At 50.1% G+C, this 14205-nt stretch carries 14 protein-coding genes; 12 read left to right on the top strand and 2 right to left on the bottom strand.

Annotated features, from left to right (window positions below; all coding sequences use genetic code 11):
* The first annotated feature begins 1 nt into the window (after window position 1).
* From nifN to modC, 12 genes are all read left to right on the top strand, one after another.
* Window positions 2-1354, top strand: coding sequence for a nitrogenase iron-molybdenum cofactor biosynthesis protein NifN (gene nifN, locus ACZ5R2_RS12645; protein ID WP_464899734.1), 1353 nt, complete (start codon window positions 2-4; stop codon window positions 1352-1354).
* Window positions 1341-1811 carry a NifB/NifX family molybdenum-iron cluster-binding protein gene (locus ACZ5R2_RS12640; protein ID WP_464899733.1) on the top strand — a complete coding sequence of 157 codons (471 nt, stop codon included), beginning with the start codon at window positions 1341-1343 and terminating at the stop codon, window positions 1809-1811. The genes nifN and ACZ5R2_RS12640 overlap by 14 nt, the downstream gene beginning before the upstream one ends.
* Window positions 1812-1825: 14 nt before the next feature.
* Window positions 1826-2095: a ferredoxin III, nif-specific gene (gene fdxB / locus ACZ5R2_RS12635; RefSeq protein WP_464899732.1), complete on the top strand. Its 270-nt coding sequence runs from the start codon at window positions 1826-1828 to the stop codon at window positions 2093-2095.
* 341 nt (window positions 2096-2436) lie between these two features.
* Entirely contained in the window at window positions 2437-3282 is an 846-nt protein-coding gene (gene nifU, locus ACZ5R2_RS12630; protein WP_464899731.1) for a Fe-S cluster assembly protein NifU, read from the top strand.
* Window positions 3275-4495 (top strand): cysteine desulfurase NifS, encoded by a 1221-nt coding sequence (nifS, locus tag ACZ5R2_RS12625; RefSeq protein ID WP_464899730.1) that lies wholly within the window; start codon window positions 3275-3277, stop codon window positions 4493-4495. Before nifU ends, nifS begins: the two co-directional genes overlap by 8 nt.
* Before the next feature lie 9 nt (window positions 4496-4504).
* Window positions 4505-5644 carry a homocitrate synthase gene (nifV, locus tag ACZ5R2_RS12620; protein WP_464899729.1) on the top strand — a complete coding sequence of 380 codons (1140 nt, stop codon included), beginning with the start codon at window positions 4505-4507 and terminating at the stop codon, window positions 5642-5644.
* On the top strand, window positions 5641-5964 hold the full coding sequence (locus ACZ5R2_RS12615; protein WP_464899728.1) for a nitrogenase-stabilizing/protective protein NifW: 324 nt from the start codon (window positions 5641-5643) through the stop codon (window positions 5962-5964). The genes nifV and ACZ5R2_RS12615 overlap by 4 nt, the downstream gene beginning before the upstream one ends.
* 21 nt (window positions 5965-5985) lie before the next feature.
* Window positions 5986-6480, top strand: a complete 495-nt coding sequence (locus ACZ5R2_RS12610; RefSeq protein ID WP_464899727.1) for a nitrogen fixation protein NifZ — start codon at window positions 5986-5988, stop codon at window positions 6478-6480.
* 13 nt (window positions 6481-6493) lie between these two features.
* Complete coding sequence (locus ACZ5R2_RS12605; RefSeq protein WP_464899726.1) at window positions 6494-7333, top strand: peptidylprolyl isomerase; 840 nt, start codon at window positions 6494-6496, stop codon at window positions 7331-7333.
* 10 nt (window positions 7334-7343) lie between these two features.
* A complete protein-coding gene (gene modA / locus ACZ5R2_RS12600) occupies window positions 7344-8126 on the top strand; it encodes a molybdate ABC transporter substrate-binding protein (protein WP_464899725.1) in 783 nt (260 codons plus the stop codon).
* A gap of 9 nt (window positions 8127-8135) precedes the next feature.
* Complete coding sequence (gene modB / locus ACZ5R2_RS12595) at window positions 8136-8810, top strand: molybdate ABC transporter permease subunit (RefSeq protein ID WP_464899724.1); 675 nt, start codon at window positions 8136-8138, stop codon at window positions 8808-8810.
* Window positions 8810-9880: a molybdenum ABC transporter ATP-binding protein gene (modC, locus tag ACZ5R2_RS12590; RefSeq protein ID WP_464899723.1), complete on the top strand. Its 1071-nt coding sequence runs from the start codon at window positions 8810-8812 to the stop codon at window positions 9878-9880. The genes modB and modC overlap by 1 nt, the downstream gene beginning before the upstream one ends.
* 124 nt (window positions 9881-10004) lie before the next feature.
* On the opposite strand, the gene melB is transcribed toward modC, so the two are convergent.
* Both melB and ACZ5R2_RS12580 read right to left on the bottom strand, forming a co-directional pair.
* Window positions 10005-11381: a melibiose:sodium transporter MelB gene (melB, locus tag ACZ5R2_RS12585; RefSeq protein ID WP_464899722.1), complete on the bottom strand. Its 1377-nt coding sequence runs from the start codon at window positions 11379-11381 to the stop codon at window positions 10005-10007.
* A gap of 332 nt (window positions 11382-11713) precedes the next feature.
* The gene (locus ACZ5R2_RS12580) at window positions 11714-13831 is read right to left on the bottom strand and encodes an alpha-galactosidase (protein WP_464899721.1); all 2118 of its coding nucleotides are present in this window, start codon (window positions 13829-13831) and stop codon (window positions 11714-11716) included.
* Window positions 13832-14205 lie beyond the last annotated feature (374 nt).

The raw sequence follows: 14205 nt of genomic DNA, 5'->3' as shown, positions 1-14205 counted from the left end.
CATGACGATCATCCGAACCCAAAATAGCGCGCTCTCGACCAAACCACTTAAAACCAGCGCCGCTACTGGCGCCGCCTTAGCCTCGATGGGATTTAATCACACCATTCCATTGATCCATGGCTCTCAAGGCTGCAGTGCGTTTAGCAAGGTGTATTTGATTTCGCATTTTCGCGAACCGTTTCCAATTCAAAATACCGCGGTTGATCAGGTCGCTGCGGTGATGGGTACCGAAGATAACCTGCAGATTGCCCTTGAAAACCTGTGCCGACACAAAGACGTTGAGTGCATTACGGTATTAACCTCAGGCCTGGTTGAGATGCAAGGCTGTGATATCTGGCTCGCGATCAAAGACTTTAAAGTTGCTCATCCCGAATGGTCAGAGATCAAAATCGTCCCGGTCTCGACCCCCGATTTTAAGGGCACCATGGAGACGGGATTTGCTAAGCTGGTGGAATCCGTGGTTAAACTGTACGCTAACCCAACGCCAACCTACAGTGACTCGAGCCAAGTCAATGTGTTGTGCTCCGTCTCTACCACTACCGCTGATATTGATTTGCTCGCGCGTTACCTTGAGGCGTTTGAACTCACGCCGATTTTCCTTCCCGATCTCTCGCTGTCACTCGATGGCCACCTTGAGAGTGAGGATTACTCGCCCACTTCAACGGGTGGCACTAAGTTAAGCCAAGTCGAGCAGGTTTCGTCAAGTGGTTTAACACTCGTGCTCGGGGAGTCGTGTCTTGCTACCGCAAGGTGGCTCGAGGCCCGTTTTGCTATCCCTTATCTAAGCATAGATATGGGTTTTGTCGGCACGGATGAATGGGTCACGCAGCTTGCTGAGTATACCAAAAAGTCGGTCCCAGCCTGGATCGAGCGAGCCAGGCAGCGTGCCCAGGATGCGATGCTCGATACCCATTTTGTGCTCTCGGATACACCGATGGCCATCGTCGCTGAGCCGGACCTTGCCTATGGCTACAGTCAATTGCTCGGTGAGCTTGGGGTTAATCGACGCATGATAGTCACCACCTATGCGGCCAAGTGGTGTGAGCAGCCAGCACTGCCGGTGGTAGTGGGCGATATGTCTCAGCTCGATACTTGCCTTGATCAGCTCGACCTAGTGCTAGGCAACTCACACTTAGAGCCCTTTGTGCAAGTTCACACGCCGTTGGTTAAGATTGGCTATCCCTGTTTTAATCAGTTTGGTAATACCGACATATTGCAGCTGGGCTACGAGGGGGTTCGGACGCAAGCGTTTCGCTTAGCCAATACCCTGATGAGCCATCATAAGCAAGAAGTTAGCCCTCATGTCAGCGCCTATCACTTTACACCGAGCGAGGTGAGTCATGTGGAAGCGTAAACTAGAGATAGCGGTGGACGATGACCACTTTGAGCCTCTACTGAAAGTGGCGTTTGCGACCCATGATCGCCAGAGCGTTGACCAACACTTTGGTCAGGCACGAACCTTTTTGATCTACGAGATCAATCAAAATGAATCCAGGCTGGTCAATGCACTCGAGTTCTCGCTCAATGAGACTGCTCACCAGCACTTAACCGAACGCGTATCAGCCTTATCTGACTGCCACGCGGTATTTTGTAATGCCTGTGGGGCATCAGCATTAAAACAGTTACTCGCCAACAAGACCTATCCGGTCAGGGTCGATGCTGGGCTCGCGATTAAGCAGTGTTTGGTAAAAATCCAATTTGAGATCGACAACCCCAGTGAGGGGTGGCTGCAGCGAGCGGTTGCGGAAGCAAAAGCGCAAAAATTTGACCGAGAGGCGTACCTTGATTCGCTTCTCGATGAGCCTTGGTAAAAGTAGGAGATAATATGGACATCACTCTAGGAAAAACGAAAGGAGGCCAGGAATGGACGCCTCAATACATCAGTGCACTCGACGAATCGCGCTGTATCGGCTGTGGGCGCTGCTATAACGTTTGCTCTCGCAGTGTGTTTGATTTGATTGAATCGGAGATTGAGGACGATTATGGCGATGATCAGTTGGTCATGGTCATGACAGTCAAAGACGACTCTGACTGCATTGGCTGCCAATCTTGCGAAAAGGTCTGCAGCAAAAACTGCTTTACGTTTGCGGCCTAACTCGCTGGTTTCCCCGGGTTGCTTGTTACCTAAGTAGCTTGTTACTTAGGTAATTGAGGCCCTGTCCTAAAACCGACAAGTGTCCTTGTCGGTTTTAGGACAAATCAATGACAAACTCGACAACTTTTCTCCAACCCCCCCTGACATATTTTTGCGCTGAAGAGTTCAAAAGACCCGTTAAAGCGCGCATATAGCCGCCTATTACAAGCAATATAGGGTTAAAAACCTCGAATCACTCACGAGTTCCCAGCCAACTACATTAAAAATTGTGCACTGGATCGTTCTTTGCAACTGAAACGAAAAGGGAATTCATTAGCAAATTTTAAATCTAAGGAGTGGTTATGTGGGACTATTCAGACAAAGTGAAGCAGCACTTTTTTTCCCCAAATAACGCCAAGGTGGTTAAGGAAGCGAACGCCGTCGGTGAGGTGGGCTCGTTAAGCTGCGGCGATGCGTTGAGCCTGACCCTTAAAGTTGAACCGGACACCGAGGTGATTCAAGACGCGGGTTTTCAAACCTTTGGTTGCGGCAGTGCCATCGCATCTTCATCGGCGTTGACCACCATGATCATTGGCAAAACCCTTGATGAGGCCAGTCAGTTGACCAATCAGGACATTGCCGACTATTTGGACGGTCTACCACCAGAGAAAATGCATTGCTCGGTCATGGGGATGGAAGCGCTGGAAGCGGCGATTGCCAATTATCGGGGCGAAGAGATCAGCGATCACCATGAAGAGGGTGAGTTGATCTGTAAATGTTTTGCCATCGATGATGTGCTAATTCGTAAGGTTGTGAGTGAAAACAAGCTGACGACGCTTGATGAGGTGATTAACTACACCAAAGCCGGAGGCGGCTGCTCATCGTGTCATGAAAAGATTGAGCTGGTGCTCGAGGACTGTTTGACGCAGATCGGACAACCAGATGGTGAGATGAGTGATCTAGAGCTGGTTGAGCAGGTACTAGCCGAGGTACGTCCGTCCATCGAGGCCGACGGTGGCCAAGTTAGCCTGGTGGAGTTTGATAACGATCTGTTGTTTATCTCTCTCGAGGGAGCGTGCTCGGGCTGTGGCATGGCCGGCATGACGGCGCAAAATATTGAAGACAAGGTCTCCAAACGCTTGGGACGCAGCATCACCGTTTTTCCAGTCGCGCAGGAAGCACAAAAAGAGGGCACTTACCATGGCTAATACAACTCAACCGTTTTGTTACTTTGATAACAATGCCACCACCAAAATTGACCCCAGCGTGCTAGAGGCGATGCTGCCTTATCTGAGCGAGTTGTACGGCAACCCGTCGTCGATTCACCAAGTGGGCGCTAAGGTAGGCAAAGCCGTGGCGAAAGCCCGCAAGCAGGTGGCGGACTTGCTCGGTGCTGAGCTCGACAGTGAGGTGGTATTTACCGGCTCTGCCACTGAGGCAACGGCGACCGCGATTCTATCAGCTTTGGAAGCGTTTCCAGAGCGAAAGGAGATCGTCACTAGCGTCGTTGAGCACCCTGCGACATTATCGCTTTGCCAATACCTTGAGCGCAAAGGCTACAAGGTGCACTGGATTGGCGTCGATGCGCAGGGCCGATTGGATATGCCAAAGCTTATCGATGCGTTAAGTGAAAATGTCGCGATTGTGTCGGTGATGTGGGCGAATAATGAAACCGGTACTCTGTTCCCGGTCGAACGCATTGCCCGCCTAGCCAAGCAGTATCAAATCCAGGTCCACGTTGATGCGGTGCAGGTTACAGGTAAGATCAAATACACTGTTGCCGATACGCACATTGATATGTTGTCTATCTCGGCGCATAAGTTTCATGGACCGAAAGGGGTCGGCGCCTTGTATCTAAAACGCGGCACCAAATTCCGCCCATTACTGCGTGGTGGCCATCAAGAGCGTGGCCGCCGCGCCGGCACAGAGAACGCGGCCTCTATTATCGGTATGGGCCAAGCGGCTGAACTCGCACTGGAATCGATGGCTAACTGCAGCGCTAAAATTGAGGCGCTGCGCGATAAGCTCGAGCTCGGCCTGCTTGACACCATTTCACACTGCTTTGTCACTGGAGATATCCATCACCGAGTGCCCAACACCAGTAATATTGCCTTTGAGTATATTGAAGGCGAGGCACTGTTGCTGCTCCTCAACCAAGTAGGGATTGCGACTTCGTCAGGTTCGGCGTGTACATCCGGCTCTTTAGAGCCATCACATGTGATGAAGGCGATGCAGGTGCCGCTGACTGCAGCCCATGGCACATTGCGATTCTCGCTGTCTAAGTTCACCACAGAGGAAGAGGTCGATCAGGTGCTTAAGCACTTGCCTGAGATTGTCGCTCAGCTGCGTGATCTTTCCCCATATTGGGACAGTGATAAGAACCAGCGTCGTGATGAAGACTTTGCGCCAGTGTATGGCTAGGGAGTGTTGATGGAGCAAAGCTTGCCAGTTGTCATTAACGACACCACCCTGCGCGATGGGGAGCAGAGCCCAGGGGTGGCCTTCACCACTGGTGAAAAGCTCACCTTAGCTAAAGCGCTTAATCAGGCGGGGGTGACGAGTCTCGAGGTAGGTATTCCGACGATGGGCGCAGCGGAGCGTCACGGGATTAACCTGATCAGACAAGCCCTTCCGGATGCTGAGTTGATGGTGTGGTCACGAATGACTCAGTCAGACCTTGATGCCTGTATGGCGACCCAGGTCGATTGGATTAATATCTCCCTGCCAGCGTCTGAGCAGCAGCTTAAATACAAGTTGGGACTTAGCCTTGATGCCATGTTAGATAAGTTATGCAGCTTAAGCCGTCAGGCGATTAACGCAGGCTTTAAGGTCAGTGTTGGGCTTGAGGACGCGTCTAGGGCTAAGGATGAAGATTTAACGCTGATCGCTCAGACTGCAGAGGCCGCCGAGATTCATCGACTGCGCTTTGCTGATACGTTAGGGATCTTAGACCCGTTTTCCACTTTTGAGCGCATGTCACGCTTGGTCAATGCGAGTAAGGTGCCGGTTGAAGCGCACCCACATAACGATTTGGGCTTGGCAACAGCCAATGCGTTGGCGGCGGTGTCAGCGGGAGCTCAGTCAGTCAATACCACCTTAATGGGCTTGGGCGAACGGGCGGGCAATGCACCGCTAGAAGAAGTGAGTGTTGCCTTAGAAGTGTTAAAGCAGCGCAGGACTGGCATCGATTTGGCGCAGTTGCCGGCATTGTGTAAGCTGGCCAAACGCTGCTCGGGGCAAGGCTATGCACCGCACAAATCGATTGTCGGGGACAAGGTGTTTACTCACGAGTCGGGCATTCATGTCGATGGCATACTCAAGCATCCAACTAACTATCAGGCGTTTGATCCACAGATTGTCGGTCGAGAGCATCGCCTTGTGCTTGGTAAGCATTCCGGTGGGCGAGCGCTATCAACTTTGCTCAATCAGATTGGCATTCAAGCCGATGCAGGGCAGCAACGTCAGTTTGCCAAAGCGCTCTCTAGTTGGAGCGAGCAGCACAAACGGATTCCCTCTCAACACGATATCGAGGGTTTGTATCAACAAGTCGTAGCAGGAGGGTGGGGATGAGCCGAACCACGAGAGACACGATCGAGCAGTTAGACACGCTAGAGAGCTACTTTACCACCTTTGGCGTTGACTATGACCCTAGTGAGCTGGCCGGTAAGCGGGTTTCACTGCTGCGCGAGTTCGCCACTCAACTAGAGGGCTATCAATTAGGAAACGGCCAAGAGCCAACCTTTAGCCAGTATCAACGTGCCTTTGTCAAAGCCTATTATCGCGTTTGGTCGGGCGAGCGCGCACCGTTAGCACCAAGTCGGTGTGGTTCTTGCAACGACTGTAATGAAAGCGAAGAAAGCAATGATTGCAGTGAGAGTTTAACCGGCTAGGCATGATGAAGAGGGAAGTGTATGGAAACCAAGATACGTTTTGAGATCGGCGATGAAGTGAGAGTAGTGCGAACCATTCGCAGTGATGGCACGCTGGGCGAAGAGCTGGGAAAAGGTAAGCGATTGGTTAATGCCGGAGAGGTAGGTTATGTGCGCAGCATGGGCTTCTTCCTCCAGGATCAGGTCATTTATCGCGTCTACTTTCCCAGTGAGGATCGCGAGATTGGCGTGCGCAATGAGGAGCTGATTTGCAGCACGCTGCCTTGGCATGAAAACCCATTTCACCGTAAACAAAAGGTGAGATTAGCGGCGAGCCTAGCCCACAACGGTCAAATTTTCTCCGAGAAGGGTGAGTGGGTAGAGATCCGTCAGATCAAACGCGATCTGGAGACGGGGTTGATCAACTATCTAGTCCTAGCCAAAGGGCATTGGATCTGGCTTGCTCAAGGCGCGCTGCAAGCACCTAGCCAATTACAAGCAACTAGCCACGGGGCCTCAGCATCAATTGCGAGCTAAGCGAGGGACAGCTATGAATACCAATCAAGACCTCAGTAAGGTCGCTCATCACTACCAGTGTTTGAAGTTAGCGCAAGAAAAGTTTGCGCTAAACCTTAGTGAGTTAGAAAGCAATGAACAGCAATACATCAATAACTTGGCCGAGCAAACGCTCAACCTACAACGAAAAATCTGCAGCTCTGGCGAGGCGCGAGTGGTGCACATTGCTGATGAACAAATAAAGCAGGCCATGACGGAGATTGTCGAGCAGTGTGGTGATATTTATCAGTACCACATGATGCTAGAAAAGCACCATATTGATGAGGCTTCACTGCGCGATATTCTCAGACAAGAGCTATTGTGCAATGCCGTGTTGGAGATGGTGAGCACAAACGTACCTGAGTTGGCGCAGCAAGATGCGTATGAGTATTACTTCCGCCATCAAGACAAATTTTCGCGTAAGCGCTGTTGGGATGTGAGTCAGATCCTGCTGACTATCAATGAGGATTTTGCCGAGAATACCTTGGCAGCAGCCAAGGAGAGGATCAATCAGCTGTATACTGAGCTGACGCTGGACAATTTCTCCAATATGGCGCTGCGTCATTCCGAGTGTCCGAGTGCGGTAGAGGGCGGTCATCTTGGGTGGTGTGAAGAGGGGAAACTTTACCCACAGCTAGAGTCGGCGTTGCAGTGGTTACCGAATCGCGTTATCAGCGCCCCGATCCAAACTGAGTTAGGTTTTCATATCTTGATCCGTCACGACGAAAAACCGCCGCAATCCGCCAGTTTCGATGAGGCGTTGCCCTCAATCAGAGCATTGCACAATAAGCGTGCTAAGCAGTACCTGCAGCGCGAATGGATTAAAGGACTATAGGAGAGTCACTATGCAAGGAAGCAAGAGCAAATTATTACGTTTTTTTCTTACTTGGTTGGTATTTATCAGTGCTTTTGTGCTGACATTCAACGCCCAAGCGGCGAGCGAACTCAAGATCGCCGTGGCCAATAACTTTTATGTGCCAATGCAAAAGCTGGCGGCAGACTATGAGGCGCAGCACAATATTAAGGTCACTCTTTCGACGGGCAGTAGTGGTCAACTGGCCACACAGATTGACCACGGCGCGCCCTTTGATCTGTTTTTCTCTGCGGATCAAGCAAGACCCACTTATCTTGAAGAGCAAGGCAAGGCAGAGAAGCGATTTAGCTATGCCATGGGCACGCTCGTGCTTTGGTCACAAAGCGCTGACTGGGCGGAGCCTAGTCCCAATGAGCCGCTAAAACTTAGTGGGCGTGTCGCAATGCCAGAGCCTGCAGTGGCGCCGTACGGAGCCGCAGCAAAAGCCTTTATGCAAAATATTGGTATCTATCAAGCCAATGAGAAGCGCTTTATCTATGGTAAAGGTCTCAATGCCACCTATCAATTTGCTGCGACAGGCAATAGCCAGTTTGCCTTTTTAGCCCTATCTCAAGTGCTAAACCCAGAGAGTACATTAGATGGTCGTTACTGGGTTGTGCCAAGCGATTCATACCCAAATATCTTACAAGACGCGGTGTTGATCAAATCAACACGTAACCGTGATAGCGCGCAAGACTTTATCGACTTTATCCATTCTCCCCAAGCGCAATCGATCATCACCGATTTTGGCTACAGCATTCCTGGTGGCGCTTAAGGGGGCATTATGCTCGAATGGTCAATTATCTTTTTGACGCTCAAGCTCGCCCTTGTTGTTACCTTAGTATTGCTGCTGGTGTGTGTACCCATTGCTTGGTGGTTATCCCAAACTCAGTCTGGCTATCGTGAGTTGGTGGCAAGTCTGGTTACTCTGCCAATGGTATTGCCAGCAACCGTGCTGGGGTTTTATCTGCTAGTGGCGTTTAGCCCCAACGGTCTACTTGGTCAAGCACTAGTTTATTTAGGGATTGGTGCCTTGCCGTTTAGTTTTAGTGGTATCGTCTTGGCGTGTGTGATCCACACCATGCCCTTCGTGGTGCTGCCACTGCGTAATGGTTTTGAAGGCTTGGGTAAGGAACCATTTGAGGCGGCAGCCACCTTAGGCTGCTCACCGCTGAGGGTGTTTTTTAAAGTAGCGCTGCCTTTGTCATGGCCATTTGTCTTTTCGGCGATGATTATTGGTTTTTGTCACGCGCTGGGTGAGTTTGGCATTGTGTTGATGATTGGTGGCAATATTCCTGGAGAAACTCGGGTGATGTCGGTTGAGATTTATAACTTGGTGGAATCGATGCAGTTTGCCGAGGCGCACTACCTATCCATGGCCTTGTTGGTATTCTCGTTTATTGCCCTGTTAAGCGCTAACAAACTCAATCGCTATGCCACTCAAAAAGAGGGCATTTAATGATAGAGATGCAATTGAATGCTCGCTATGACACGTTTGAGCTTAAACAAGACCTGAAACTACCGATGCAAGGGGTCTCGGTCCTCTTCGGTGAGTCTGGGTGTGGTAAAACCACCACCTTGCGCGCGCTGGCGGGGTTGTCGAGGTTGAATAACAGCCAAGTGATGGTCAATGGCGAGGTGTGGCAGTCAAAGTGCGGCAAAGCGTTTTTGCCCACTTATCAGCGTAATATTGGCTATGTGTTTCAGCAATCTGCGCTGTTTGCCCACCTAAACGTCCGACAGAATATCTGTTTTGCCCTTCAAGGGCGGAAAATGACGCCAAAGCAGGCGCAAACCTTCGAACAATTAGTCAGCCTGCTTGGCTTGTCTGATCTTCTTAAGCGCTCACTGAGTGGACTGTCTGGTGGGGAAAAACAGCGGGTAGCGATCGCCCGCTCACTGTTGATGACTCCAAAGTTACTATTAATGGATGAGCCACTCGCGGCCTTGGACAGCTCAAGAAAAAGCGAGGTGCTGCCGTATCTAGAAACCCTGACTCGAGAGAGTCAGGTACCGATCATTTATGTCACTCACAGTGTGTCAGAGGTCATCAAGCTTGCCGATCATGTGGTGGTGATGGCACAGGGAAAGGTTAAGCAGCAAGGTGAAGTAAGTGCCTGCTTACCTATGATGCTGGATACCCACGATGCTACAGCGCAGCGCTCATTACTCAAGATGCTCGTCGCGCAGCACAGTCAAGACGGTCTCACTCTACTCACTAATGGTCATACAGCCTTGTGGGTCGCAAGTCTGCCACTTGCCATCGGTCGAGAAGTACGTTGCGAGGTGCTTGCCAGTGATGTCAGTGTCACAACCTCTAGGGCGGTCGACTCATCAATAATGAACATACTTGCGGCCAAGGTGTTGTCTATCGTACCGGACGTGGCTATTGGTGAGGCCTTGCTGTCACTAGAGTTGGAAAGTGGCCAAAGTTTACTGGCTTTGATCACGCAGCACTCTGTCCGGATGCTGGAACTTAAGGTTGGCTCATATGTGTGGGCTCAGGTCAAAGCGGTGGCGATACTCTAGTATGTTGCTGGCTACAAAAGAGTAACTATCCGCTTCGACGAAAATATTTGTCTCGATAAACGCAAAAAAGCCATCTCGTAGAGATGGCTAAAATATCGTGAAAGACTTAAATTAAATCTGCGATTTAGGCCTCTACAGGTTGAGCGTTTACCACTTTTTGCTTGGCTTGGTAAGCTTGCTTGTCAAAGCCCTCATGTAAGTGGTAGAAGCGTTTGTAAATTAGGCCACTGATCAGCATTAGGATTGCAGGTAGGCCTACCATCATAAAATGCAGACCAGCAATGGTGCTCTCTGCTTGCTCAACGTTTGGTACGTAGCCCACAACTGACAGACCTACACCAACAATAAAGCCACCCGCAGCGCCGGCAAATTTAACCAGCATAGTTTGCACTGAGAAGATAACGCTCTCACTGCGATGGCCAGTTTTGTGCTCACCGTAGTCAACCACGTCCGCTAGCATAACGGTTTGCAGTGCGTTAGCAATGCCGACACCGAACTTGATCGCCGCGCCAGCAACACCAATCATCATTGCGTTACCCGGTACCATGACACCCATGATCAGTAGCACTAGGCATGACAGAATTGGGAAGCCACACGCGATTAGCCACAGGTTTTTGCGCGGTAGGGCAGCGGCAATACGAGGGAACAAGAATACACCTGCCACTTCAGCTGCGCCCGCCACCATCATATAGATAGGGAACAGCTCAGGGTTGCCCAGTGCGTAAGAGAAGTAGTAGATAGCAAAGCCACCGACCAGAAGGTTGGCAATTTGGAAAGAGAGAACCGTACCAATCAGCGCCTTCAATTGATCGTTTTTACCGATAATGGTCAGAACGTCTTTAAAAGTGAATTTTTCAACTGGCGTATTGGTGACGGCTGCAGTCTTTTCTTTTACGTTGCGGGCAATTAGGAAGGCACTCATGACAAACAGTACTGCAATCAGCATCGCCATGTTAAAGAAGCCTTGACCCTGGTCACCGTTACCAAGCTCACCAACGATATGTAGGCCGTACGTACCGGTAACAAACCATGCAAGGCTGGCAAATAAACGTGGCCAAACAACCAGTTTCTCACGCTCTTTACGCGAGCTTGATAGGGCAGGGATCAGTGACCAGTATGGGATATCCATAATGGTGTAGGTCAGGCCCCACAAGATATAAGCGGCAGCCGCATAGATGTAAAGTGCCTTACCATCAAACATATGAGTACTGAAAAGACCGACAAGAACAACCGCATTGAGCAGCGTACCGATCACAATCCAGGGGCGGAATTTACCAAAACGTGAGCGAGTATTGTCAACGATGACGCCCATCATAGGATCGGTGATGGCGTCAATGATACGAGCGGCTAAAAAAATGGTGCCGACAAAGGCGGCTGATAGCCCGGCGACGTCGGTGAAATAGAACATAAGGAAGATGTAAATCGGTGCGCAAGCAAAGTCTTTACCCAATGCACCTAAGCCGTATGAGGCTTTGGTTTTTAAGCTAATATTTTGAGACATTTTGTTTCCTTAGGCTTATCACTGCTCTCCTAACTAGAGCATGCAACATTGGCCTTTTATTTATAAGTTTCGATACAGATACTAATGAGTGGAGTGGTGATTTACTGTGATCGCAAACGCTCTTATGGAAACGTTTCCAGCGAAAGATCGAAAGTGAGATCTTGAGCGGGTATTTTGTGCTTCATTCAATATAGTTTGATGTAATGCATTACAAAACAGTAAGATATATTGATGATGGTGTTAATTGACTGATTTTACACAGCAAACGCCGTAGTGATAAAAACACTACGGCCGGTTAGGTCAAGGTGGCATTAATTTAGCTCAAGATTGGATTAGTTAATCTTATCCAACTTTATCAATACAGCGGTTTCTGCATCCAGTATTGGCATGGTGAGGCCGATATCAGCGCACCACGCGCCGGTGAGTTGGCAGCCATCCACGGTCCATGGGGGTTGGTAGTTGACAATGTCTTGGTAATTTTCAGGCTGGTCGATTAACGACACTTGATAGAGCACCTCGGGATCAAGTCCTGGGATCCTGAGATGGCCACTCAATGCATTGGTTGGCATGGCCAGTTGTGCAACGATGACAACAGCCTGAGATTGATCTTGAGCGATGACCGCTTGCACTTGATGGGCATCATCATCGGTCGGGATTCGCCAAGTGTCACCACTGTGAAGCAGGTCTCTCAGTGATTTGTGCAGCTTAACATAGCGCTCGAAGCCCTGTTTCTCTTGTTCAGACTCTTTAACCGGGTCAAGCTCAATGCCCATATGGCCAAACAGCGCAGTCAGTCCCCTAAACTCAATACTGTGTCGGCGGCGCGTACTATGACAGTGGCTTGCGCCAATGTGACTACCCATCACTTCAGGTGGGAAAAAGTAGCTCATTCCGCGCTGTATCGTTTGGCGCTCTAGGGCATCATTATTGTCGGATGCCCAGAAGCGGTGAGTGCGTTTGAGTACCTCATAGTCGATACGACCGCCGCCCGCCGAGCAGGACTCTATCTCGACATCAGGGTGGTGAGCGCGAACCTTATCGACTAATGCATAGTAGCGTTCAACCTGAGCATTACCAGCGGCTTTGCCTCGGTGACCTGGCTGAACCACCTCGCGATTCATATCCCACTTGATATACGCAATGTTGTACTTGGTCAGAAAGAAATCCAGTCGCTGAAATAAGAAATCGAACGCGTCTTGATTACTCAAGTCAATCACGTATTGATTGCGGCCGGTGGGTTGGTCGTAGCCTTTGACTTCCAATAACCAATCTGGGTGGTTGCGATATAAATCTGAGTTTTTGTTGACCATCTCAGGTTCGAACCACAAGCCAAACTCCATGCCAAGTTGATTGACATGATCTATGATGGGCTCAAGGCCATCAGGGTACTTAGCTTCATCCAAGAACCAGTCACCCAATCCGGCCGCATCGCCATTGCGTCCATCGAACCAACCATCATCAATGATAAAGCGCTCAACGCCCATTTGTGCCGATTGGGCCGCCATCTGCATGATGTAGTTTGGATCGTGCTCAAAATAGATACCTTCCCAAGTGTTTAAGTGTATTGGGCGCGGCTTGGCGCGGAACTCGGCTGGAAGAATCGACTCGCGCACATGGTTGTGAAAGTGGTGACTCATTTGATTCAAACCATCGCCGCTATAGGTGGCGTAGAGCCAAGGTGAGGATAGAGACTGACCCTCACTCAGGTCAATCTCACCCGGTAGATAGATGGCTTCACCTTGCATGACCCTGCGGCCATCCGCCTTGACATCTACGCGCATTCGGTGATTGCCACTCCAAGCCAAGTGGAAGCCAAAGACATCACCAGAGAGTTCAGTAAAGTGCTCCGTACCGGCGACGAGGGCCGGGTAGTGTTCGTGTGAGGTTCGGCCACGACGGTTCTCTTGTTGATAGCCGCCCTGGGTGAGTTTTTGGCGGCTGGTTTGAAACTCATAGACCCATCGGCCATGGTAAGTCATCAGTTCTTTTACTCGGCTAGGTAGGGGCAAGGTATTGGCCAATCGAGACACTTGATAGCTACCTTGGCCGATATTGCGCAGAGTATGGCGAGTTTTAATCACATCATGCTGATCTAGGTAAAGCTCACTGACTAACTCAAGCCCGGCAAGGGTGTCTTCGCTGTAGAGTTTGAGCCCATGATCATCTTGCTCGACTTTGAATACTTTCATGACCGGAGCCCAGTCGTGCCCATGCCTGTGGCCTTCAAGTGCTGAGCTGCCGAATGAGCCGCGACCGAGTTCAGGGGCTAGTGTCACTGGAATATCAGTATCCAACCGCCCATAAGGTACAGGGCGATGCAGCGCAGTGCGAGCTTGGGTTAGATCACCAATATAAGGCTTACCCCAATGGAGTATTTCTGCATACTCACCCACCTCGACAATCAGTTGAGAACGTGTCCCTGTCAGTGTATATAGAACTTTTTCAGTCATAACCGCACACCTAAATATGATTCGTTTTGCGCTGATAATATACTTTTCGAGCCGATTGTCTGTGAGCTAACACGCACTTATGGAAACGTTTCCAGCCGTAAAGTGAAGCAGACAACGAGTGATAGAATCCGCTGCTATTGCTTTATTATTACCTACCAATCATCCTCGATATGTAGGGTCAAATTAGCAAAAGTTAGCTGAGAAAGGCACAGAAAGTGCGGGCCTCTAATGAGTTTGCCGCCTTTTTGGACTATTAACTCACGAAATGTCAGTTGGTTCTTGCTTGTTGGTGGATACACTCGTACTGTAAAGCCTTCGAGATTGTGTTTATTGGTTGGAATCGGCCAATAAGCAGACTGAAGCGTTTCCGTTGG

It is taken from the genome of Vibrio sabulosilitoris (assembly GCF_055391395.1).
This window is presented reverse-complemented; position numbering and strand designations above follow the sequence as displayed.

What these genes read in the sequence shown, in the direction of transcription:
- nifN (WP_464899734.1), top strand. Translation starts at nt 2, where the DNA reads ATGACGATCATCCGAACCCAAAATAGCGCGCTCTCGACCAAACCACTT.
- modC (WP_464899723.1), top strand. Translation starts at nt 8,810, where the DNA reads ATGATAGAGATGCAATTGAATGCTCGCTATGACACGTTTGAGCTTAAA.
- nifU (WP_464899731.1), top strand. Translation starts at nt 2,437, where the DNA reads ATGTGGGACTATTCAGACAAAGTGAAGCAGCACTTTTTTTCCCCAAAT.
- fdxB (WP_464899732.1), top strand. Translation starts at nt 1,826, where the DNA reads ATGGACATCACTCTAGGAAAAACGAAAGGAGGCCAGGAATGGACGCCT.
- ACZ5R2_RS12605 (WP_464899726.1), top strand. Translation starts at nt 6,494, where the DNA reads ATGAATACCAATCAAGACCTCAGTAAGGTCGCTCATCACTACCAGTGT.
- melB (WP_464899722.1), bottom strand. Translation starts at nt 11,381, where the DNA reads ATGTCTCAAAATATTAGCTTAAAAACCAAAGCCTCATACGGCTTAGGT.
- nifV (WP_464899729.1), top strand. Translation starts at nt 4,505, where the DNA reads ATGGAGCAAAGCTTGCCAGTTGTCATTAACGACACCACCCTGCGCGAT.
- ACZ5R2_RS12615 (WP_464899728.1), top strand. Translation starts at nt 5,641, where the DNA reads ATGAGCCGAACCACGAGAGACACGATCGAGCAGTTAGACACGCTAGAG.
- ACZ5R2_RS12640 (WP_464899733.1), top strand. Translation starts at nt 1,341, where the DNA reads ATGTGGAAGCGTAAACTAGAGATAGCGGTGGACGATGACCACTTTGAG.
- nifS (WP_464899730.1), top strand. Translation starts at nt 3,275, where the DNA reads ATGGCTAATACAACTCAACCGTTTTGTTACTTTGATAACAATGCCACC.
- modB (WP_464899724.1), top strand. Translation starts at nt 8,136, where the DNA reads ATGCTCGAATGGTCAATTATCTTTTTGACGCTCAAGCTCGCCCTTGTT.
- ACZ5R2_RS12610 (WP_464899727.1), top strand. Translation starts at nt 5,986, where the DNA reads ATGGAAACCAAGATACGTTTTGAGATCGGCGATGAAGTGAGAGTAGTG.
- modA (WP_464899725.1), top strand. Translation starts at nt 7,344, where the DNA reads ATGCAAGGAAGCAAGAGCAAATTATTACGTTTTTTTCTTACTTGGTTG.
- ACZ5R2_RS12580 (WP_464899721.1), bottom strand. Translation starts at nt 13,831, where the DNA reads ATGACTGAAAAAGTTCTATATACACTGACAGGGACACGTTCTCAACTG.